At 38.0% G+C, this 23458-nt stretch carries 25 protein-coding genes; all 25 read left to right on the forward strand.

All coding sequences use genetic code 11. The features are described from left to right. The first annotated feature begins 9 nt into the window (after positions 1 to 9). The 25 genes from C7B89_RS17720 to atpG all read left to right on the forward strand — a co-directional run bounded on the left by C7B89_RS17720 (position 10) and on the right by atpG (position 23425). On the forward strand, positions 10 to 1062 hold the full coding sequence (locus C7B89_RS17720; RefSeq protein WP_054548709.1) for a FecCD family ABC transporter permease: 1053 nt from the start codon (positions 10 to 12) through the stop codon (positions 1060 to 1062). Continuing rightward, on the forward strand, positions 1059 to 2093 hold the full coding sequence (locus C7B89_RS17725) for a FecCD family ABC transporter permease (RefSeq protein ID WP_115674209.1): 1035 nt from the start codon (positions 1059 to 1061) through the stop codon (positions 2091 to 2093). The genes C7B89_RS17720 and C7B89_RS17725 overlap by 4 nt, the downstream gene beginning before the upstream one ends. Positions 2094 to 2216: 123 nt before the next feature. Next, complete coding sequence (locus tag C7B89_RS17730; protein WP_115674279.1) at positions 2217 to 3266, forward strand: NAD(P)/FAD-dependent oxidoreductase; 1050 nt, start codon at positions 2217 to 2219, stop codon at positions 3264 to 3266. A gap of 203 nt (positions 3267 to 3469) precedes the next feature. Next, the gene (gene rpmE / locus C7B89_RS17735; RefSeq protein WP_004269457.1) at positions 3470 to 3673 is read left to right on the forward strand and encodes a 50S ribosomal protein L31; all 204 of its coding nucleotides are present in this window, start codon (positions 3470 to 3472) and stop codon (positions 3671 to 3673) included. 116 nt (positions 3674 to 3789) lie between these two features. Beyond that, positions 3790 to 4362, forward strand: a complete 573-nt coding sequence (locus C7B89_RS17740) for a thymidine kinase (protein WP_048395608.1) — start codon at positions 3790 to 3792, stop codon at positions 4360 to 4362. A gap of 173 nt (positions 4363 to 4535) precedes the next feature. Next, positions 4536 to 5612, forward strand: coding sequence for a peptide chain release factor 1 (gene prfA / locus C7B89_RS17745; RefSeq protein WP_115674210.1), 1077 nt, complete (start codon positions 4536 to 4538; stop codon positions 5610 to 5612). After that, on the forward strand, positions 5599 to 6459 hold the full coding sequence (gene prmC, locus C7B89_RS17750) for a peptide chain release factor N(5)-glutamine methyltransferase (RefSeq protein ID WP_048395610.1): 861 nt from the start codon (positions 5599 to 5601) through the stop codon (positions 6457 to 6459). The genes prfA and prmC overlap by 14 nt, the downstream gene beginning before the upstream one ends. A 44-nt stretch (positions 6460 to 6503) precedes the next feature. Further along, positions 6504 to 7109, forward strand: coding sequence for a stage II sporulation protein R (locus tag C7B89_RS17755; protein ID WP_115674211.1), 606 nt, complete (start codon positions 6504 to 6506; stop codon positions 7107 to 7109). 101 nt (positions 7110 to 7210) lie between these two features. Beyond that, positions 7211 to 8245 (forward strand): L-threonylcarbamoyladenylate synthase, encoded by a 1035-nt coding sequence (locus tag C7B89_RS17760; protein ID WP_048395614.1) that lies wholly within the window; start codon positions 7211 to 7213, stop codon positions 8243 to 8245. Positions 8246 to 8414: 169 nt separating this feature from the next. Continuing rightward, on the forward strand, positions 8415 to 8912 hold the full coding sequence (locus C7B89_RS17765) for a manganese efflux pump (RefSeq protein WP_048395616.1): 498 nt from the start codon (positions 8415 to 8417) through the stop codon (positions 8910 to 8912). 22 nt (positions 8913 to 8934) lie between these two features. Continuing rightward, positions 8935 to 9375 carry a low molecular weight protein arginine phosphatase gene (locus tag C7B89_RS17770; RefSeq protein WP_048395618.1) on the forward strand — a complete coding sequence of 147 codons (441 nt, stop codon included), beginning with the start codon at positions 8935 to 8937 and terminating at the stop codon, positions 9373 to 9375. Positions 9376 to 9383: 8 nt separating this feature from the next. Next, positions 9384 to 10667 carry a methyl-accepting chemotaxis protein gene (locus C7B89_RS17775; protein WP_004269465.1) on the forward strand — a complete coding sequence of 428 codons (1284 nt, stop codon included), beginning with the start codon at positions 9384 to 9386 and terminating at the stop codon, positions 10665 to 10667. A 328-nt stretch (positions 10668 to 10995) separates the two neighbouring features. Next, the gene (gene rpiB, locus C7B89_RS17780) at positions 10996 to 11433 is read left to right on the forward strand and encodes a ribose 5-phosphate isomerase B (protein ID WP_004269466.1); all 438 of its coding nucleotides are present in this window, start codon (positions 10996 to 10998) and stop codon (positions 11431 to 11433) included. A 61-nt stretch (positions 11434 to 11494) separates the two neighbouring features. Beyond that, positions 11495 to 12037: a TIGR01440 family protein gene (locus C7B89_RS17785; protein WP_016992753.1), complete on the forward strand. Its 543-nt coding sequence runs from the start codon at positions 11495 to 11497 to the stop codon at positions 12035 to 12037. 58 nt (positions 12038 to 12095) lie between these two features. Beyond that, positions 12096 to 13337 (forward strand): serine hydroxymethyltransferase, encoded by a 1242-nt coding sequence (glyA, locus tag C7B89_RS17790; protein ID WP_048395620.1) that lies wholly within the window; start codon positions 12096 to 12098, stop codon positions 13335 to 13337. Positions 13338 to 13622: 285 nt separating this feature from the next. Then, positions 13623 to 15779 (forward strand): EAL domain-containing protein, encoded by a 2157-nt coding sequence (locus C7B89_RS17795; protein ID WP_115674212.1) that lies wholly within the window; start codon positions 13623 to 13625, stop codon positions 15777 to 15779. A gap of 124 nt (positions 15780 to 15903) precedes the next feature. Then, positions 15904 to 16533, forward strand: coding sequence for a uracil phosphoribosyltransferase (upp, locus tag C7B89_RS17800; RefSeq protein ID WP_004269470.1), 630 nt, complete (start codon positions 15904 to 15906; stop codon positions 16531 to 16533). Between the two features lie 157 nt (positions 16534 to 16690). Beyond that, positions 16691 to 17812: a non-hydrolyzing UDP-N-acetylglucosamine 2-epimerase gene (gene wecB, locus C7B89_RS17805; RefSeq protein ID WP_004269471.1), complete on the forward strand. Its 1122-nt coding sequence runs from the start codon at positions 16691 to 16693 to the stop codon at positions 17810 to 17812. A 537-nt stretch (positions 17813 to 18349) separates the two neighbouring features. Further along, entirely contained in the window at positions 18350 to 18721 is a 372-nt protein-coding gene (locus C7B89_RS17810; RefSeq protein ID WP_004269472.1) for an ATP synthase subunit I, read from the forward strand. Positions 18722 to 18757: 36 nt separating this feature from the next. Continuing rightward, positions 18758 to 19468, forward strand: a complete 711-nt coding sequence (atpB, locus tag C7B89_RS17815; RefSeq protein WP_004269473.1) for a F0F1 ATP synthase subunit A — start codon at positions 18758 to 18760, stop codon at positions 19466 to 19468. A 63-nt stretch (positions 19469 to 19531) separates the two neighbouring features. Further along, on the forward strand, positions 19532 to 19756 hold the full coding sequence (gene atpE / locus C7B89_RS17820) for a F0F1 ATP synthase subunit C (protein ID WP_004269474.1): 225 nt from the start codon (positions 19532 to 19534) through the stop codon (positions 19754 to 19756). Positions 19757 to 19928: 172 nt separating this feature from the next. Next, entirely contained in the window at positions 19929 to 20450 is a 522-nt protein-coding gene (gene atpF, locus C7B89_RS17825; protein ID WP_016992759.1) for a F0F1 ATP synthase subunit B, read from the forward strand. Then, entirely contained in the window at positions 20447 to 20983 is a 537-nt protein-coding gene (locus C7B89_RS17830; protein ID WP_115674213.1) for a F0F1 ATP synthase subunit delta, read from the forward strand. The genes atpF and C7B89_RS17830 overlap by 4 nt, the downstream gene beginning before the upstream one ends. 28 nt (positions 20984 to 21011) lie before the next feature. Further along, positions 21012 to 22520 (forward strand): F0F1 ATP synthase subunit alpha, encoded by a 1509-nt coding sequence (gene atpA / locus C7B89_RS17835; protein WP_004269477.1) that lies wholly within the window; start codon positions 21012 to 21014, stop codon positions 22518 to 22520. A 47-nt stretch (positions 22521 to 22567) separates the two neighbouring features. Then, positions 22568 to 23425, forward strand: a complete 858-nt coding sequence (atpG, locus tag C7B89_RS17840) for an ATP synthase F1 subunit gamma (RefSeq protein ID WP_004269478.1) — start codon at positions 22568 to 22570, stop codon at positions 23423 to 23425. Positions 23426 to 23458: the final 33 nt, after the last annotated feature.

Below are 23458 nucleotides of genomic sequence, written 5' to 3' on the forward strand. Positions count from 1 at the left end.
GGAAATAAAATGACTACGTCGACAGGAGTAGGAGAGCTCCACGATTTAGAAGAGCTACAGAAGCGATCTCATCCGATCCGTGGAGTAGTGGCTTTAATCGTAGGAGTAATTGGATTAATAGTTGCCATTGGCTTATCAATTTCTTTTGGTGCAGCAGATATTTCATTGGGTACTGTTTGGACAGCTGTTACCCATTTTTCACCAGAATTAACAACACATCAAATTATCCATGATATTCGCTTACCACGGGTACTTGGAGCAGCATTAGTCGGTGCAAGCTTTGCGGTAGCGGGTGCGATTATGCAGGGGATGACACGCAACCCTTTAGCAGACTCAGGGTTATTAGGCTTGAACTCAGGAGCTGCCTTTATGTTAGCCGTATGTTTTGCCTTCTTCCCTGGGTTGCCTTATATGTATTTAATTTTATGGTCCTTTGTAGGTGCAGGTCTTGGTGTGGCCATCGTTTATGGTATTGGCTCGCTTTCTAAAGGTGGCTTAACACCTATGCGACTAGTTTTAGCAGGAGCTGCTGTTAGTGCGTTACTTGGGGCGCTCGGAGAAGGAATTGCTCTTTATTTTCGTATCGGACAAGACCTCGCATTTTGGTATGCGGGTGGGGTTTCGGGCACAAAATGGAGCCATCTACAAATCTTATCTCCATGGATACTTGTTGCGATGATAGGAGCTCTTATCCTATCACGCTCCATCACCGTACTGAGCTTAGGTGAAGAAATTGCAGTAGGGCTAGGGCAACGTACTGCTGTGGTAAAAGTATGGGGAATGATCATTGTTTTAGTTTTAGCGGGTGCAGCAGTTTCTGTTGTCGGTGCGGTTGGTTTTGTAGGGTTAATTATCCCTCATTTAACCAGATACATAGTTGGTCATGATTATCGCTGGATCATCGCTTGTTCCTTGGTATATGGAGCATTGCTTGTTGTGTTAGCTGATTTAGTAGCACGTGTTATTAATCCACCATATGAAACACCCATTGGTGCGCTCATAGCCTTTATTGGAGTACCATTCTTCCTTTATTTAGCTCGAAAAGGAGGGAAAGAACTATGAGTAACAGCTATTTAACACCAAGTCAGCTAAAGGCGAAAAGGAAACATTTTTCCATTCTTGCTACGCTCATTGTGTTAATCGTTATTACCTTTGTCATAAGTATGAATACAGGTGTCATTAAACTGACACCAATGGAGGTTCTTCGGACTCTTTTTGGTCAAGGTGATGCACAACAGCAGCTTATCTTATATGAATTCAGACTTCCAAGAATTGTGATTGCTGTATTAGTAGGTATGGGGTTAGCTATATCTGGCGCTATTTTACAGGGCATTTCTAAAAATGCCTTAGCAGACCCAGGAATCTTAGGGATTAATGCAGGAGCAGGACTAGCGGTTATGCTCTATGTGTCATTTTTTCCAACTACGAAAGCAGCACCTGTTTATTTACTGCCTATACTGGCTTTTATAGGAGCAGGTTTGACAGCTGTACTGATTTATTCACTTTCTTATCGACGCCATGAGGGGATTACACCAATGCGTTTAATCTTAACTGGGGTAGCTGTGGCAGCAGGGATTAGCTCCGCTATGATTGTGCTAACACTACGTCTATCGCCAGAGAATTATCAATTTGTAGCAACATGGCTAGCAGGTAGCATTTGGGGCTCAAATTGGAGATTTGTTCTGTCGTTATTACCATGGTTAGTTATCTTATTGCCATTCGTCTATTCAAAATCACGTGTATTAAACATATTGAATTTAGGTGAATTAACAGCAGTAGGACTAGGTGCCTCGATAGAAAAAGAGCGACGCTGGTTGTTGGCTGCTGCTGTTGGTTTGGCTGGAGCTAGTGTTTCAGTAAGTGGTGGAATTGGTTTCGTTGGCCTTGTTGCGCCACACTTAGCTCGACAGCTTGTTGGGGCTAAACACCAGTTTTTATTGCCAACCGCAGCATTATTAGGAGGTTTCTTAGTGTTAATGGCTGATACAATCGGTCGTTCCATTTTAGAACCTTCAGAAATTCCAGCAGGGATTGTGGTAGCAGTTTTAGGAGCACCTTATTTCTTGTATTTACTAGCACGATTAAAAGAGTAAATGGCACTTTTGCCTTTGTGTGTGAATAGTATTACCATGAGGGGAAAGAATAGACGGTTATTAGATTAATTCTTGTCAAATAATTTACATTTGAATAGATTAGAAGGGGATGGAGAAGAGGAAATGTCAGAGGAACTATATGATGTAACGATTGTTGGCGGTGGTCCAGCAGGGCTTTATACTGCCTTTTATAGTGGAATGCGAGATTTAAAAACGAAAATTATCGAGTATAGCTCACAACTTGGTGGTCGTATGTTAATATATCCTGAAAAAATGATTTGGGATGTAGGTGGAGTAACACCTATTTTAGGTGGTCAGCTTATTAAACAACTTGTGGAGCAAGCTGAAACCTTTGATCCAACGATTGTCTTAAATCAAAAAGTGGAAAAGTTAGATAAGCAACAGGATGGAACATTTATTTTAACATCCTCTACAGGAGAAAAGCATTATTCCAAAACGGTTATTTTAGCAGTAGGCTATGGCGTCCTTTCTATGCAAAAGCTTGAAATTGAAGGAGCAGATCGCTACGAAGTAACGAATTTACATTATACAGTTCAGGAATTAGAAATCTTTCGAGACAAGCATGTGTTGATTTCAGGTGGTGGTAATTCTGCGGTTGATTGGGCTAATGAGCTAGAGTCAATAGCCGCAAGCGTCACGATTGTTCATCGGCGAGATGATTTTGGAGGACATGAAAAAAATGTCTTACGTATGAAAGAATCCTTAGTTCATGTAAAAACGCCCTATGAAGTGGTTCAATTGCATGGGGACGGTGATTTAATTCAATATGTATCTATTGTCAATAAAGATACCGATGAATTGGAACGAGTAAAGGTAGATGCTGTCATTGTAAATCATGGTTTAAAATGTGATTATGGTGCGCTTGAAGAATGGGGATTAAATATTCAGGATGGCGTAGCAATTGTTAATGAGAATCGTGAAACGAACGTAGCGGGTATCTATGGAGCTGGTGATTTTATTGATCATCCTAGTAAAGTTAGATTAATAGCTGGTGCATTTACTGATGGAATACTAGCATTAAATAGTGCAAAACTATACTTGGAGCCAGATGCACCGAAAGTAGCCTATGTATCTTCACATAATATTCGCTTTAAAGAACGAAATGAGAAAATTGGGTTAGTAGACAGTGATTATCGTGAAGTTCGCGGTTAGGTATTAGGGATGGTTTGCTTTTAATATTTTTTACTTGAAAATGATAAAATGTCTATGCTATACTTCAAAAGTATGCAACGTGTACATATGTAGCTGACGTTCCACTTCGACACAACTTTTGTAGTCGACATATTCGGGCTATGTAAGGTACAGTTCGATAATACTCTGTTCCAGATGGTTCAGGGCGAGAGGAGAAAACGAATATGAAACAAGGAATTCATCCAGACTACAAAGAAGCAACAGTAACTTGCTCTTGTGGGAACACTTTCAAAACTGGTTCAGTAAAAGAAAACATCGTTGTCGAGTTCTGCAACGAATGTCACCCATTCTACACTGGCCGTCAAAAATTCGCGTCTGCTGATGGTCGCGTGGATCGTTTCAACAAAAAATACGGTCTTAAAAACTAATGTTAGTTTAATACCTGCCAAGCATGCGCTTGGCAGGTATTTTTTTCAGTAAATAATACACGTTGATGCAAGTCTTTTCAAAATCCAGATTGACACAAAGAAAGGGAGAAGACAAAATGGCACAGCTATATTTTAAACATGGTGCAATGAATAGTGGGAAGTCAATAGAAATTCTAAAAGTTGCCCATAATTATGAAGAACAACAAAAACCTGTAATGATGTTTACTTCAGGTTTAGATACGCGTGATGAGGTGGGCTTCGTTTCCAGTCGAGTAGGTTTACGACAACAAGCCATTCCTGTTTATGAAGATACAAATATTTTTGAAATAGTGAAAACTAATGCTGTCAAACCTTATTGTGTGCTTGTGGATGAAGTTCAATTTCTAAAAAAAGCACATGTTTTACAGCTAGCTAACATTGTGGATAAATTGGACATTCCCGTAATGGGCTTTGGTTTAAAAAATGATTTTCAAAATGAGCTATTTGAAGGTAGCCAGTACATGCTTACATATGCAGATAAAATTGAGGAAATGAAAACAATTTGCTGGTTCTGTCATAAAAAAGCAACAATGAATTTGCGTGTAGATGAAAGTGGAAAGCCAGTTTACACAGGAGATCAAATTCAAATCGGTGGCAATGATTCGTATTATCCTGTTTGCCGAAAATGTCATGCAAATCCACCGCTTTAAAGCTAAGTAGCTTGTTAAAGCGCTAAGAAAAAGTAGCATACATGTGAAAATTTCCTTATACTAAGTAGTGGAAATAAGAAATGAAAAAACCATTACGCCTTAGCGTAATTTTGATGAAAGCGGCTTCTCTGTAAAAAAGGAGCAATTTAAAAAACTAAATAGAGGTGAAATCCATGTTTGATCGATTACAAGCAGTGGAAGATCGTTATGAAAGGCTTACTGAGCTTTTGAGCGATCCGGATATTGTTAATGATAGTAAGAAATTACGCGAATATTCTAAGGAACAATCAGATATCCAAGAGACAGTAGATACTTATCGTGAATATAAAAGTGTTAAAGAACAGCTAGTAGATACACGAGAAATGTTAGATAGCGAAAAAGATCCTGATATGCACGAAATGGTAAAGGAAGAATTTAACCTATTAAAAGAACAGCAGGAAGAGCTAGAAGAGCGATTACGTATTTTATTAATTCCAAAAGATCCGAATGATAATAAAAACGTTATTATGGAAATCCGTGGGGCAGCTGGTGGTGACGAGGCTAATATTTTTGCAGGTGACTTGTTCCGTATGTATTCTCGCTATGCAGAAACGCAAGGTTGGAAAATTGATATTATGGAAGCTACACCAAACCCAATGGGCGGCTATAAAGAGGTAATCTTTATGATTAATGGACAAGGAGCCTATTCAAAATTCAAATTTGAAAATGGCGCACACCGTGTACAACGTGTCCCTGCTACAGAATCACAAGGCCGAATTCATACATCAACAGCAACAGTTGCTTGCTTACCCGAGGTTGAGGAAGTAGATGTTGAAATCCATGAAAAAGATATCCGTGTAGATACATTCGCATCTTCTGGTGCGGGTGGTCAATCTGTAAATACAACAATGTCTGCTGTTCGTATGACCCATTTACCGACAGGTGTTGTGGTTTCGATGCAGGATGAACGTTCACAAATTAAAAACCGTGAAAAAGCAATGAAAATTCTTCGTGCTCGTGTTGCAGATATGTATATGCAGGAAGCGCAAAAAGAGATTGATGCTACACGTAAATCAGCTGTTGGATCTGGTGACCGCTCTGAGCGAATTCGCACATACAATTATCCACAAAACCGCGTAACCGACCACCGTATCGGCTTAACGATTCAAAAGCTAGATCAAATCGTTGAAGGCAGACTAGACGAGATTATCGATGCTCTTATTTTAGAAGAACAAGCATCGAAGTTAGAGCGTTTAAATGATGACTTATAAAAATGTGATGGAGGCCCTTGAGTGGGCTTCTTCTTTTTTAGTGGATAATGGTTGTGAACAAACAGCAGCGCGGATTGTTATGCAACATGTGCTTGGTACTAGTTATGGAGAAGTTATGTTGCATTTGCAAGATGAATTAACAGCAGCGCAGCAAATGAGATTTAATGAGCTCTTAGAAGAACATGTCAATGGACGCCCTGTCCAATACTGTGTTGGGTATGAGGAGTTTTATGGCCGTTCATTCTTAGTCGATGAATCTGTCTTAATACCACGACCTGAAACAGAGGAATTGGTGCTTGGAACAATTAATCGACTACCTAAATTATTTACAAAGCAAACATTGAAGCTGGCTGATATCGGTACAGGTAGTGGAGCCATTGCTATTTCAATGAAGCTGGAATGCCCAGCATTAACGGTCATAGCTACCGATTTATCAGAAGCTGCACTAGCAACTGCTCAAAAAAATGCAAAGCAATTAGAGGCAGATATTGATTTTAGATTGGGAGATTTAGCTGCTCCACTTGCAGGAGAAAAATTTGATATTGTTTTATCGAACCCACCGTATATCGCATTTGATGAGGCACAAGCAATGTCAAGCGTTGTGCTAGAGCATGAGCCGCATAGTGCCCTCTTTGCCGAGGAAGATGGTCTTATTTTATATAGAAAATTAGCCGAACAATTACCAGCTTATATGAATAGGCCAGCGTTGATTGGATTAGAAATCGGTTATACACAGGGGGAGAAAGTAGCCAAATTTTTTCAAGATAGTTTTCCACAGGCGACAGTTTCAGTAGAAAAAGATATTAACGGTAAACCTCGAATGATTTTTTGTGAGCTACATGTATAAAGTTTCTTATTCTTGCCAACAATGTTGAGCAAGGAGGGATTTTTATGTTGAACGAATACAAGATTATTAGATTACCTAAACAAAATATCTTTCTAGCTTTTGCTAGACTAGTATTAATTGCGATTGTTTTACAGTTATGTGTTTTATATATTCCAACATTAGTAGGTTTGGCGAAGGAATCTTCCGGTGATGTGCAAGAAAAAGATTTTCGTATACGTGTTATCGCAAACAGTAATACTGCACAAGATCAGCTAGAGAAACAGCAGCTTGTCCAAGATTTAAAGCCATACTTTCTACAACTGGGTACGGCTGGATTTGCTGGGAATGAGCAAATTCTTTCGTTAAAACAACAAATTGAAGCTAAACTGAGCGAAAATTATCCACAATTGGATGCACAGGTTGTTGTTGGGGATAATTTATTCCCACCAAAAAGACAAGGTGCTGTACTTTATCCACAAAATGTCTATCAATCAATTGTTGTAAAGATTGGTGATGCCCGTGGAGATAACTGGTGGTGCAGTATTTTCCCATCGATATGTGAGCCTGATAAAGAAGAGGTAAAAGAAGAAGTAGAAGTAGAAGAAAAAGAAAAAGAAAAAGAACAAGTTACATTCTTTATATGGGAATGGATTAAAGGACTTTTTGAATGAATTGTGCACAAATTCAGACAACTTATACACATTTTTTATTAAGTTATAAACAATATGTGGATAATTCAGTAAAAACGAATAATTGAAGGTAGGTATTAATCATGAAAACTGTTTGTAAGGTTGTGGACAGTAATGTGAATAGTCAGATTAATTATACACAAGCTGTGGATATCTTAAATGCAGGAGAGGTAGTCGCATTTCCAACAGAGACGGTTTATGGCTTAGGAGCGATTGCCACAAATGATCTGGCAGTTAAAAAGATATTTGAAGCAAAAGGTCGACCTTCAGATAATCCTTTAATTGTCCATGTTGGTACAAAAGAGGAAGTAGCGATCTATATCGAACATATTTCTGACATAGCTAAACAATGCATGGATTTATTTTGGCCAGGACCATTAACACTGGTGATGCCAGCGAAGCCAGATGTATTAGCTAAAAGTGTCACAGCTGGGTTATCAACAGTTGGGATTCGAATGCCTGATCATCCAGTAGCGCTCGCCTTACTACAACAGCTCCAAAAACCGCTTGCTGCACCGAGCGCTAATCGTAGTGGAAAGCCAAGTCCTACAGAAGCCGTTCATGTATTAGATGATTTAGAAGGGTACATACCTTATATTTTAGATGGAGGTTCTACAGGCATAGGGCTTGAGTCTACTGTACTAGATTTGACACATGAACCTCCAGTAATTTTACGTCCAGGTGGCATTACGAAGGAAATGCTTGAGGCTAAGATTGGTCCAGTGATTCAACCAACTAAAATAGAACAGAAGCTAGACGCAACGCCTAAGGCACCGGGAATGAAATATACGCATTATGCACCAAATGCTCCCGTGTATTTAATAGACTGTGATGTTGAGAAAGTCAACGAAGCTGTTCTGCATTTACAGAGACAAGGACATAGTGTAGCACTACTTGCACCTGAGAACTTTGAAGAAATTAAAGTGGATTTTTACTTCTCTATTGGTGAAGCAGGAAGTAAAGAAGAAATGGGTGCGGCCTTATATAATGCACTTAGAGCATGTGATAAAACTACCGCTACCGTAATATTAGCAACAACTACTTCAATAGAAGGAGTAGGTGCAGCTATTATGAATAGACTTGAAAAAGCCTCTGGAGGTAAATGGTATTCATTGTAAATAATAATAGAACAATTATAGGCAAAAGACATTGAAAAACCACATGTTTTTTGTCTTTTTTTGTCCAATTATTATATGTTAAAAATGAAAAACAATAGTAAACAGTTATGATAATAATGTATTTTCGAGCATAAAATGATAAAATATTAGGGAGCGAAGGAGTGCGTTCTTGCAGGGAATTCTTGCAGGTATATTAACGTCTGTTGATGTGATTGGTCTATATGTTTTGCTGCCAAATGTTAGATATCGATTATTTTTATCATTATGGACGGCTGCATTACATATGCTTTTTCCTTTATTAGGGTTTGAATTAGGAAGCTATTTAGTTCGATTTCTATTAGAATGGGGACAATGGATTTCAAGTATTTTATTATTTTGTATCGGGATGCATTTATTATTATTTTCGCACAGAGATGAAAAAGTAACGATTTCACCTGTACTTTTAGCAGTGACTGCAAGCCTAGACACCTTTTCAGTTAGTGTTTCTTTTGGTATGCTTAACTTAGAAAAAACGATTTTTATTATGAGTGCAGGCTTAAGTGCATTAATTTGTGCTTATGGGTCATTAGTTATAGCACGTAGGAGCCAAGTCTTTTTTGGCAATAAAATTCAAATCATTGCTGGCATTATATTTATAATCATGAGTATTCTAGCTATTCAACAATAGATAAAATTGGAGAGTGATAAGTGTGAAAATATTATTTGTTTGTACAGGCAATACTTGTCGCAGTCCGATGGCAGAAGCTATTTTAAAACATAAACAAATAAACAATGTAGAAGTGCGCTCAGCGGGTATTTATGCGATGCCTAATGCACAAATGTCAGCACATGCACAACAAGTGTTAAATGAAGCCCAAATGTCCCATCAACATTTTGCGACGCAATTATCACAAGCTGAAATGGCATGGGCAGACTTAGTTTTAACGATGACGACTGCTCACAAAGATACCGTCATTTCCAATTATCCAGAAGCTGAGCATAAAGTATTTACATTGAAAGAGTATACAAATGAATGCAGTTTAGAAAATGTAGTGGATCCTTATGGTGGTAATAGAGCAATTTATGAAGCAACATTTGCAGAATTAAAAGAACTGGTTGATCAATTAATACAAAAACTAGAAAAGAATTGAGGGGTCCTATGAAAAAACAATTTGGTTTACGCCTAAAGTTGGTGTTATTTGTTAGTGTTCTTGCACTAATCACCTACAGTGTCAGTTTTATATTCATTGAGTTTTTACAACCTACCTTCTTCCCTGACACAAATCGAAAAGTTTTTGAAGTGATTACGTATGCGTTAGGCATAACTTGGTCAGGGATATTAGCTGCCTTTTTAAGTGTAATCCTCATCAAGCCGTTGCAGCAGCTTGAACACTCAGCAACACTTGTGGCAGAAGGAAAAATAGGACAGGATGTACAAATGCCTAATACAAATGATGAGATTCGATCTGTTGCAGAGGCATTCCAACAAATGGTGTTAAACTTACGTCAAATGGTGGAAAGTATTGATCATAACTTCCAACAAACGAATCAATCGATTATCCAGCTTTCAGATGAAGCAGGAGTGGCAACAAGAAAGGCAGAAGGCATTGCATCTACCGTAAAGCATATTTCTACAGGAGCAGAAGCATCTGCAACTGCTGTACAAGATACTGCTGAAGCGATTGAAGATGTAAGAACGCTTGCAACAGAGGTAAATAGTAGGGCAGAAGCATCAGCATCACAAACTAAAGAGATTCTACATAATTTATCGACAACAACAAAAGCCATTGAAACATTAGTGAATAGTATTCAACAAATTGCGACAGGCAATAATGAGGCATTAAAAAGCATTCATGCGCTAGAAGAGAATGCTGGACAGGTAGAACGAATAATTAGCTTAGTTGGTGACATTGCAGCACAAACCAATCTGTTGGCACTAAACGCCTCTATAGAAGCTGCTCGTGCAGGAGAACATGGAAAAGGCTTTGCAGTAGTAGCTGAAGAAGTCCGTGGTTTGGCTGATGAAAGTGCAAAAGCAGTGCAAGGAATTACAGCTTTAATTCAAACCATGCAGCAAAACGTAGAGGTAGTTGTGAAACAAATGAACGAACAAGTTGCCTTTGCAACAAAGGAAGCCGATCGAGTGTCTGAAACAACGACAGCAGTAGAAAATATGGCTTCTAATGTACATGAAATGGCAACATCAATTGTTGAGATTTCTTCTTTAATTGAACAGCAAATGCATAATATTGAAACGACAGCTCGACAATCACAGGAAGTTGCTGCCATTGCGGAACAAACGTCAGCAGGTGCACAGGAAGTTCGTAGTGCTGCTGAAGAGCAAGCCTATGCAATTGAACAAGTCGAGCATCTGGCTCAAAGTTTGAAAAAGCAATCGGAAGCATTGCATAAAATGATCCAACAATTTGATAGACAAGCATAGTCCTGAAGGTTATACATAAATCCCATGAAAAATCGGATTTATGTATAACCTTTTTTATTAAAGGACAATTTATGTCCACTGTAAGTAAAAAGCTAAAAAAACTTCAGTAGATGGAATATTACAACAAAAGACCATTATCCGAACTTATTAACATGATATTCACATTATCCACAAAAAAATAAGTTTAAAAGTGAATAATTTTGTGTTAACATACAATTAATGTTCGTCTTTCAGGAAAAATCAACGTAAAAACATAAGAAAAATCGTGTTATTCTTCAGAAAGAAGTGGTACACTAAGGTTGACTATAATTCGAAAAGAGGGAACCCAGTGAGAATAGCAATTTCTTCTGATCACGGAGGCAATAACTTACGTCGTGAGATTATGCAGCTATTAGATGAACTTCAAATTAGCTACGAAGATTTTGGTCCACAATCTGCGGATTCAGTAGACTATCCAGACTATGCAAAACCTGTATCTGAGGGTGTTGCTAACGGAGAATTTGATAAAGGCATTTTAATTTGTGGCACAGGAATCGGTATGTCCATTGCCGCTAATAAGGTCAAGGGCATACGTTGTGCATTAGTACATGATGTATTTAGTGCCAAGGCAACGCGTTGCCATAATGATTCAAATATTTTAGCAATGGGCGAACGTGTAATTGGCCCTGGCCTTGCACGTGAAATCGTACAAGCATGGCTAGAAACCGATTTTGAAGGTGGCCGCCATGTACGCCGTATTGAAAAAATTACTGAACTAGAGCAATAATAGTTTTGTTATTCCATATATGGCATGATTTTAATGGATATAGATGAAGGAGCTGAGCTTAATGGTTGTAAAACAAATACGAACACATTTGACTCAGTTACTCAGTGAATTTGAAGAGCAAGTAACATTACGACCCCATACAATTTTTGTAGTAGGGTGCTCTACATCTGAAGTGATTGGTCAGAAAATTGGCACAGCGGGAGCATTGGAGATAGCAGAAGCCATTTTTGAGCCGTTACAAGAATTTGCAGCAAAGCATCAATTGCTTTTAGCATTCCAAGGTTGTGAGCATATAAATCGCGCCATTACTATGGAAGCATCAACAGCTGAAAAATTTGGCTATGATCCAGTAGCGGTTGTCCCAGTACGTACGGCAGGCGGCTCAATGTCAGCATATGCCTATACGCAATTTGATAATCCAGTGATTGTTGAAACAATACAGGCACATGCAGGTATTGATATTGGACAAACATTAATCGGTATGCATTTGAAAGCAGTAGCTGTACCTGTTCGAACATCGGTAAAAATGGTAGGAGAAGCTGTTGTGACGATTGCAACAACACGTCCTAAGCTAATTGGCGGAGAACGTGCAGTATATAAATAATTACCACCCTATTTAGTGGTAGAGATGAATAACGATACTTTAGGAGGCTTTTTCAAACATGGCATATGAAAAATTAGCAGTACAAGACAAAGCAGTACTAGATGGAATTCTTGCAGAAAAAACACGTCAGCAAGCAAATATTGAATTGATTGCATCAGAAAACTTTGTATCCGAAGCAGTGATGGAAGCGCAAGGATCAGTACTGACAAATAAATACGCTGAAGGTTATCCTGGTAAACGCTATTATGGTGGCTGTGAGCATGTAGACGTAGTAGAAGACATTGCACGTGATCGTGTAAAAGAACTCTTCGGAGCAGAATATGCAAATGTGCAACCACACTCAGGTGCACAAGCAAACATGGCTGTTTACCATACGATTCTAGAACCAGGTGACACAGTTCTGGGTATGAACCTTTCACATGGTGGTCACTTAACACATGGTTCTCCAGTAAACTTCTCTGGTATTCTATATAATTTTGTAGAGTATGGTGTAACACAAGATACACAAGTGATTGATTATGAAGATGTACGACAAAAGGCTTTAGAGCATAAACCGAAACTGATTGTTGCTGGTGCATCTGCTTATCCACGTGAAATTGACTTCTCTAAATTCCGTGAAATTGCAGACGAAGTCGGAGCCTATTTCATGGTGGATATGGCACACATTGCTGGACTTGTAGCTGCTGGCGAACATCAATCACCAGTGCCATATGCTGATTTTGTTACATCAACTACACATAAAACATTACGTGGACCACGTGGTGGATTAATTCTTGCTTCAAAAGAATGGGAGCAAAAACTAAATAAATCTGTATTTCCAGGCATTCAAGGTGGCCCATTAATGCATGTTATCGCTGCAAAAGCTGTAGCATTTGGAGAAGCTTTACAACCAGAATTTAAAGACTATGCAAAACAAATTAAAGCCAATGCAAAGGCATTAGCAGAAGTATTAATTGCTGAGGGTGTTGAAATTGTTTCTGGTGGTACAGATAACCATTTATTACTGCTAAATGTTAAATCTCTTGGTTTAACAGGTAAAGTAGCAGAGCACGCACTAGATGAAGTAGGTATTACAACAAATAAAAATACAATCCCTTACGATACTGAATCTCCATTTGTCACTTCTGGAATTCGTATTGGTACTCCAGCGGTCACTTCTCGTGGCTTTAAAGAGGAAGATATGAAAGAAGTAGGAGCAATTATAGCGGCTGTTCTTAAAAGCCCTGAAGATGAGGCAGTTAAAGCAGATGCAAAAGATCGTGTGAAGGCATTAACTGATAAGCATCCACTATATGTATAATCAATAGAATAATAGCTGTATTTAAAGTACAAAATTTACTTTAAATACAGCTTTTTATTTTGGAAATGGAGGATTAAACTGTAAAAAACATCTTTTTTCTAATAAAGTAGAATAATCCTCTTATTTTTGAATAAATTTACATAAAAACGGTATAAAGGGATATATTATAGTAGGCAGAGGACAGATAGTGTCCTAGAAAAGAAGTTTTTTTTAATAAAAGTGAAAATTTAATTAAATTTTATGTACAATGGAAATGAGATGAAGTGATAGAAAAGGAGGGGTTGGATGGTCACTAAATCGTTAAACACAGATTATGATGTATTATTAAACAGCATTCGCAAATTAGGTAATAATTCGAAAGAAAGCTACGTTATTTTTGATGCGACGAAGCATCATTACATAGTAGAGTGTAATGATTCTTTTTGTATGCTTACTAATGCTGCACGTTCACAAATTCTAAATACTGATTATTTTTCATGGCTATCAATGGACGAAAAAATGACAACCATTGAAATGATTAAAGAAAAAATACATAACGGCATAATGGTGCAGGCGAAGCTATATCATAATGGCATCGATAAACCTCCCTTTTGGGCAGAAATACAAGCATTACCTTTTTGCAATGAGGCAAATGTAACGCAATTTGTTTTAGTATTAGTGAAGGATGTTACATATTATCATACGGAAGACTTCTTAATGCGTTTAGAAAATGATATGTACAGGGCAATTGAGAAGGAGTTTACTTTTGAGCAAAAGATGAAGCTTATTTGTCAAGGCCTCGATGAATTTTTCATGCCAAATATTGCAAGTATGGTGCTTATAAAAACAGAAGTAAACCAATTACAAGTTTTCATAGGAGATAATCAAACAGAGAGCGTACCAAAATGTTGTACAAACAATGATTTCTTTAATAAGGTCATGCAATCAGAAACGTCTACTTTCATAGAAAATTTAGATGAAGTGAATATTCCTAAAGAACATAAGCAATATGCTTCGCTAGCTAAAAAGCCGCATGGATGGTTTATCCCTATACGTAATCAACAGCGGCAAGTAATAGGTGTTTTCTCGATATTTAGCCAAAAAACACAAAGTGACCAAATGCTTAAAAATATGTTTCGAAAAATGGGTGCTCTTGTTGCATTGGCTTATTCATATGCAAGGACGCAGAAAAAAATTTGGGATTTAGCCTATACAGACATTACAACAGGTCTGCCTAATCGTCACAGCTTTGTTAATACGATTGAAAGGGAAGTCCAGCAGGGGCAAAGCGGCTTTATTAAAATATTAAAACCTAGTGAATTTCATCAAGTAGTTGAATTATATGGCCGTGAAATTGGTGATGAACTTTTAAGACAACTTGCCAAACGTCTTGAGCAAGACAAGTCAGAAAGTAATGAGTATGTTGCTAGATTCACTAGCTCTAGTTTGATTATGACTACAATATCACTTCATGAAGATTTGAATGATTATGAGATGAGAATAAAAGAAACGATTCGCCAGCCTTTTATTATAGGAGGAAAGCAAATCTATATTACATTAAAAACAGGCATTGCTTCCTATAATGATGACATAAATATTAATGATGCGATTCGTTTTGCAGATAATGCGTTATCCTTTGCAATCGATAGGCCAGGCACACATACTGAAATATTTACAACAGAGAAAAATGATGTGCTTGTACAGAAGATGACGGTTTTAAATCATTTGTCAGAAGCCATCAAAAATAAAGAAATAACAGTCCACTTACAGCCTAAAGTAGATTTACGCAATGGGGAAATTCAAAGTATTGAAGCACTTGCAAGATGGATTTCTCCAAAATTGGGTTTTGTTTCACCAGCAGTCTTTATTCCAGTAGCTGAGAGTGCTGGTAAGGTTCGAGAAATTGATGTACTTATTTTAGAGACGGTACTCTCATGGCTTTCAGAACGACAACACCTGGGAAGGAAATTAGTGAAAATAGCTGTCAATATTTCACCTGACCATTTTTACTACACGCACTTTGTTCAGGATACACTGAAACTTGTGCGGAAGTACAATATTGACCCTAGCTATATTATCTTAGAGGTGACAGAAAATATTGGTTTAGTAGATTTCCAATCAGCCTATAAGATCATTCAGGAGCTGAAGAGCTATGGCTTTAAAACATCCGTAGATGATTTTGGAACAGGCTTTTCTTCATTAAGCTATTTACAACAACTACCGTTTGCTGAACTAAAGATTGATCGTAGCTTCATCAATGCTATTGAAGATCCAGCAACACTTGCTATTGTTCGCTCTATCATTCAGTTAGCATTAAATTTAGGGATGATTTCAGTGGCAGAGGGTATAGAGACAGAGGAACAGGTTGAGATTCTACGTGCGCTAGGATGCACAGTAGGACAAGGATACTTCTATTTCAAGCCAATGCCAATTGAACAATTAGATATAATCCTTGATCAATAACTTAGTTTTGACAAAAGAATAGATGATAAATGGAGTTGTCCTAAATTTATTTTTGAGGCGACTCCTTTTTTCTGTTATACTAGTTGAGATAAAAATGAATCCGAACGGTGAGGAGAGAATCCCTTTGAGCAAAGTCTATGTATTTGATCATCCACTAATCCAACACAAATTAACTTATATTCGCGACAAGAATACAGGAACAAAAGAATTTCGTGAGCTAGTAGACGAAGTGGCAACACTAATGGCATTTGAAATTACACGTGATATGCCAGTAGAGGAAATTGAAATTGAAACACCTGTAACAATTGCAAAAACAAAAGTACTTTCTGGTAAAAAACTTGCAATCGTACCGATTTTACGTGCAGGTATCGGTATGGTAGATGGCGTATTAAAGCTTATCCCTGCTGCAAAAGTTGGTCATATTGGTCTTTACCGTGATCCAGAAACATTAAAACCAGTTGAATATTACGCAAAACTTCCTGCAGATGTTGAAGAACGTGATTTCATCATTGTAGATCCAATGCTTGCAACTGGTGGTTCTGCAGTGGAGGCAATTCATTCACTGAAAAAACGTGGAGCTAAAAACATTAAATTCATGTGCTTAATCGCTGCACCAGAGGGTGTGAAAGCTATTCAAGAAGAACATTCGGATGTAGATATTTACATTGCTGCACTTGATGAAAAATTAAATGACCATGGTTATATTGTACCTGGCTTAGGTGATGCCGGAGACCGTCTATTCGGTACAAAATAAAAATCCATACATGAAATTTCCTCATTTAGGAAACTAATAATTTGTGAAAGCGTCCTTCAAATTGAAGGGCGTTTCATAGTATGTGTAGGTAAGTAATCCCTCATCAACAGGAGATTGATCTTACTATACAATAACAAAAAGGACGGTGCAGATCGTTTTGACAAAGAAATGGAAAGTAATGACGATTTTTGGTACAAGACCAGAAGCAATTAAAATGGCTCCTCTTGTTTTGGAGTTACAAAAGTATCCTAAGCAAATAGAATCTATTGTAACTGTAACAGCACAGCATCGCCAAATGCTCGATCAAGTATTAGAGACGTTTAGTATTACACCAAACTATGACTTAAATATAATGAAGGATCGCCAAACATTAATTGATGTAACGACAAACGCATTACAGGGTTTAGATAAAGTAATGAAGGAAGCACAACCAGATATCGTTTTGGTACATGGTGATACAGCAACGACTTTCATTGCAAGCCTCGCTGCGTTCTATAACCAAATTGCTATAGGACATGTAGAAGCGGGACTTCGAACATGGAACAAATATTCACCATATCCAGAGGAAATGAATCGCCAACTAACAGGCGTGATGGCAGATTTACATTTTGCGCCAACTGAAGTATCTAAAAAGAATCTTTTAGATGAGAACAAAAATCCAGCGACGATTTTTGTTACAGGTAATACAGCAATAGACGCATTAGCAACAACAGTCAGTGAACACTACACGCATCCTGTATTAGATAAAATTGGCGAGGATCGCATGATTTTATTAACGGCACATCGTCGTGAAAATCTTGGTGAACCAATGCGCCATATGTTTAAAGCGATCACCAGAATACTCGCAGAACATGAGGATGTTCAAGTTGTTTATCCAGTTCATATGAATCCGGCTGTAAGAGAAATTGCTAATGAAATTTTAGGGAATAATAAACGAGTGCATTTAATTGAGCCTCTTGAAGTATTTGATTTCCATAACTTTGCGGCTAATTCATATATGATCTTAACGGATTCAGGCGGTGTACAAGAAGAGGCACCTTCATTAGGGAAGCCAGTGCTTGTTCTTAGAGATACGACAGAACGTCCAGAGGGGATTGCAGCAGGAACATTAAAGCTAGCAGGAACAGAAGAGGAAACAATTTACGCCTTAGCAAAGGAATTACTAACAGATAATAATGCCTATGAAGCAATGGCTAAAGCATCAAATCCATATGGGGATGGACATGCATCTAAGCGTATTGTTGAAGCATTGCTAGGATTTTTACAAAAAACTAATTAAAATACTATATTTTATATTAAAAATAAGTCTAATGTACCTGTTGAAATGGGTAAGCTAATTTACGAGCATAATCTTGTCGTAAATTAGCTTTTTTTATGCGTGAGAAGGTTGAGAAATTTTGAAACTATGAAATTTCATACACAAATTTGTCAACAATTTGACAAGAGTATAGAGGCTGTGAAGTTTTTCTCCTTTACCAATTGACTTCAAATATCACCTATTGTATGCTTACAAAGGGTAAGAATGATAAGGGTTTCTGTTCATAAATAGGACGTTGAAACACTTGTTATATCAACTTTCTACTAAATTGACAGTTCAAAATAAGACTGTCGATTTGCAACGTTTTGTGCGTTTCGGTTTTTACCGAGTCGGTAAGGGGTGTAAGTTATTTTTTTGGGCATTTACACCTGTAATTGAAATGACTCTCCCATTACTATTCCGCTGTGAGTAGTGCTTTTCACTGCTCTTTTCTGATTTCACATAGTGGTCAGCAAACGTTTTCATTACTCGAAAAAATGATTCAGGAGATTACAACCAATGCTAGATTTGCATCACATTTTTGCTGTGCAGAAGAGGGCGTTATTTTTTTTGCTTGCACTCTGCGCATTAGGCTGGGGATTTACCCCCTATCAAACTGTTTTTGCGGGCATCGCAGTCGGTGCATTCTTTGGTACGTATAATTTTTGGATTTTAGTTCGGCGTATGGAGAAGTTTGACAGATCCATTAGTGAAGGGAAGAAAATAGGCTCACTTGGTACAGCGCTTCGCTTTGGATCAGGTGTTGCGGCAGTCGCAATAGCCATTTCGTTGCCAAACTATTTTCACTTAATTAGCACGGTTATAGGGCTAATGATTCCGTACGTTTTTCTCTTTGTCGAGAGAATTGTGTCACATGTAAGGAACCGCTAATGTGCTTTAAATTAGAAAGAGAGGTGAAAAATAACAATGAATCATGAAGCTCCGTTACTAGAAGTCGGTTTTTTAACATTTAACTTATCAACAGTTATGATGTTACTAGTTGCAGCAATTATCGTATTTTTAATTGCCTTTATTTCAACTAGAAGCCTAAAGTTAAAACCTACTGGTATGCAAAACTTTATGGAATGGATTATGGATTTCGTTAAGAATATCATTAAAAGCAACATGGATTGGAAAACTGGTGGTCGATTCCACGTTCTAGGTATCACACTAATTATGTTTATCGCAGTATCTAACTTACTAGGTCTTCCTTTCTCAATTGTCTATGGGCATGAGCTATGGTGGAAATCACCAACAGCTGACCCTACAGTAACGATGACATTAGCAGCAATGATATTAGTCTTAACGCATTTCTATGGTGTAAAAATGAAGGGTACAGGTCATTATGTTGGTACATTCTTCAAACCAATGTCATTCATGTTCCCACTTAAAATAGTAGAAGAATTTGCAAACACATTAACATTAGGTTTACGTCTTTACGGTAACATTTACGCGGGTGAGATTTTACTTGGCTTACTTGCAGGTTTAGCATCATCAGGTGCTGTGGGATTCATCGGGGCAATCGTTCCTATGATGGCATGGCAAGGTTTCTCAATTTTCATCGGCTTTATCCAAGCCTTTATCTTCACAATGTTAACAATGGTTTACATGGCTCATAAAGTGAGCGATGACCATTAATATAAAGCATATACCCTATGCTTGAACAACAAAAACAAACAATTCCAAGGAGGAAATTTTCAAATGACAGGTTCATTAGGTTTATTAGCAGCAGCAATCGCAATCGGTTTAGGTGCACTTGGTGCAGGTATTGGTAACGGTCTTATTGTATCAAAAACAGTAGAAGGTATCGCTCGTCAACCAGAAGCTCGTGGCGTTCTTCAAACTACAATGTTCATCGGGGTTGCATTAGTTGAGGCCCTACCGATCATCGCAGTAGTAGTAGCATTCATCGTAATGAACAAATAATTCAGTTGAACACTGAATTTTACTAGTGGCGAAGCAGGATTCTCCAGATGAAACTTCGCCCTTCATTTTGGAACTGATAAAAGCTATGTGTAAATATAGCTTTTTAAAATAGGTAGTTTTTTAGTCATTAAATTATGTTGAAGTTAAAGCTCTTGAAGGGAGTGAAACAATCGTGTTTTTAGATAATCTTGTACTAGGTGCAGGCGGTGCTTCGTTAAATAGTGGAGATATCATCGCAACATTAGTTATTTTCATCGTATTAATGTTACTACTTAAGAAATTCGCTTGGGGTCCACTTATGGGCATTATGCAACAACGTGAAGAATTAGTAGCGAGTGAAATCGAAGCAGCTGAAAAAGCGCGCAAAGAATCGCACCAATTTTTAGAAGAACAAAAGAGCCTTCTTAAGGAAGCTCGTACAGAAGCACAATCGATTGTTGAAGGCGCTAAGAAGCAAGGCGAATTACAAAAAGAAGAAATTCTTACTGTAGCTCGTAATGAAGCAAATCGCTTAAAAGAATCGGCTTTACGTGAAATTGAGTCTGAAAAAGAAAAAGCTATTGCAGCTGTACGTGATGAAGTCGTTTCATTATCTGTACTTGCAGCATCTAAAGTCCTTAGCAAAGAGATTTCTGAGGCAGACAACCGTGCTCTAATTGAAGAGACGATTGCGAAGGCAGGGGAAGCTCGATGAGTAATTCAACTGTAGCAAAACGTTACGCTCAAGCGCTTTTTGAATTGGCGCAACAAAAAAATATTCTTACTGAAGTAGGAGCAGACTTAAGTGAACTAACAAAAGTAGTAAAAGAATCGCCTGATTTTTTAACGCTTTTAAATGCACCTAAGTTCTCCGTTGAACGAAAAAAACAAATGGTAGCTGATATCTTTAATGGTGCAACACCAGAAGTTTTACACACTGTTCAACTTCTAGTTGAGAAAAAACGTGTAAACGAGATGACACAAATTGCTAAGGCATATGCTGAACTTGCTGCGCAAGCACAAGGCACTGCAGATGCAACAGTATTTTCAACACGCGCACTTTCTGCAGAAGAAAGCGCTAATATTTCAGCAGCGTTCTCGAAACTTGTTGGAAAACAATCATTAAATATTACAAACGAAGTTGATCCATCTTTACTTGGTGGTATTCGTGTTCAAATCGGTAACCATATTTATGATAGCTCAGTAGCTAATAAACTAGAGCGTCTAAAACGTGAATTAATCGGTTAATAATTTAGAAATGTGAGAGGTGACATACATGGGCATCAAGGCTGAAGAAATCAGCAGTCTGATTAAACAACAGATTGAGAATTATGAATCTGAACTTAAAGTAAGCGAAGTTGGTACAGTTATCCGTATTGGTGACGGTATTGCTCTTGCTCATGGCCTCGACAACGCCATGGCTGGAGAACTACTAGAGTTCTCTAATGGTGTTATGGGTATGGCTCAAAACCTAGAAGAAGGTAACGTTGGTATCGTAATCTTAGGTCCATACACTGACATCAAAGAAGGCGATGAAGTTCGTCGTACAGGTCGTATCATGGAAGTACCAGTTGGTGAAGAACTAATTGGTCGTGTTGTAAACCCACTTGGACAACCAGTGGATGGACAAGGTCCTATCAACACTACAAAATCTCGTCCAATCGAAAGTCCAGCTTTCGGTGTAATGGCTCGTAAATCAGTACACGAACCACTACAAACTGGTATTAAAGCGATTGACGCATTAGTACCAATCGGTCGTGGTCAACGTGAGTTAATCATCGGTGACCGTCAAACTGGTAAAACATCTGTAGCTATCGATACAATTCTTAACCAAAATGACCAAAATATGATTTGTATCTACGTAGCAATCGGTCAAAAAGAATCTACTGTACGTGGTGTTGTAGAAACTCTTCGTAAACATGGCGCTTTAGATTACACAATCGTTGTGACAGCTTCTGCTTCTCAACCAGCTCCATTATTATTCTTAGCACCATTTGCTGGTGTATCTATGGCTGAAGAATTCATGTTACAAGGTAAACACGTATTAATCGTGTATGATGATCTTTCTAAACAAGCATCAGCTTACCGTGAACTTTCACTTCTTCTTCGCCGTCCTCCAGGTCGTGAAGCATATCCTGGTGACGTTTTCTACTTACACAGCCGCTTACTTGAACGTGCTGCGAAGTTAAATGAAACATATCAAAATGGTTCGATTACAGCTCTTCCATTCGTTGAGACACAAGCTGGGGATATCTCTGCATACATCCCAACTAACGTAATCTCAATCACTGATGGACAAATCTTCTTACAATCTGACTTATTCAACTCAGGTGTACGTCCAGCGATTAACGCCGGTCTTTCTGTATCACGTGTAGGTGGATCTGCTCAAATTAAAGCGATGAAAAAAGTTGCGGGTACACTTCGTCTTGACTTAGCTGCATTCCGTGAGCTTGAATCATTTGCTCAATTTGGTTCAGATTTAGATAAAGTAACACTTGCTAAACTTGAGCGTGGTAAACGTACGGTTGAAGTTCTTAAACAAGACCTTAACAAACCACTAAAAGTTGAAAAACAAGTTGCAATCCTTTACGCATTAACTAAAGGTCATTTAGATGATATTCCAGTACAAGATATCGTTCGCTTCGAATCAGAATTCTTAAGCTGGTTAGATTCAAACCACACAAACGTTTTAGATCATGTTCGTACTACTAAAGAGCTTGCTCCTGATGCGGATTATGAAGCAGCAATCAATGCATTCAAAAAAACTTTCGCTAAATCAGAATAAGTCTTAGCTAGTCACTTGATTAAAAAACAGAAGGTGGTGAAATACCAGTGGTAAACTTACGCGAAATTAAAGGTCGTATTACTTCAACAAAGAGTACGAAGCAAATTACAAAAGCAATGCAGATGGTTTCTTCTTCTAAGTTACGTCGTGCAGAGCAAAATGCTAAAGCTTACGTTCCTTACATGGAAAAAATTCAGGACGTAGTAGGCGCGATCGCTTCAGGGACAAAAGACAGCGGACATCCAATGTTAACTGCTCGTCCTGTTAAGAAAACGGCTTACTTAGTCATTGGTTCTGACCGTGGTCTTGCAGGTGCTTACAATTCAAGTATCCTACGTCAAGTACAACGTACGATTAACGAGCGTCATAAATCAAAAGACGAATACGTTATTTTAGCAGTAGGTCGTGTTGTTCGTGACTACTTTGTGAAACGTGATCATAATGTCATCAGTAATGTTGTCGGTCTACCTGACCAACCAACATTTGCTGATATTAAAGAAATCGCTCGTAATGCTGTTGGTATGTTCATTGATGGTACGTATGACGAACTTTATATGTACTATAATCACTTTGTCAGCGCTATTGCTAGCGAAGTGACAGAGAAAAAACTTCTTCCATTAACAGATATTGCCCCTGCAAGCGGTACTGCTTCTTATGAATTCGAGCCATCTGGTGAAGCAATTCTAGAAGTGTTACTTCCACAATATGCGGAAAGCTTAGTTTATGGCGCATTATTAGATGGAAAAGCAAGTGAACATGCTTCTCGTATGACGGCTATGAAAAATGCAACAGATAATGCAACTGATCTTATTTCAGACCTTTCTTTGCAATATAACCGTGCACGTCAAGCGGCGATTACACAAGAAATTACAGAAATCGTTGGTGGAGCTGCAGCCTTAGAATAGGCAAGCAGCTTCCCAATGTCGTATAAGAATACG

The sequence above is a fragment of the Lysinibacillus capsici genome, assembly GCF_003367505.1.
Lineage (GTDB): Bacteria > Bacillota > Bacilli > Bacillales_A > Planococcaceae > Lysinibacillus > Lysinibacillus capsici.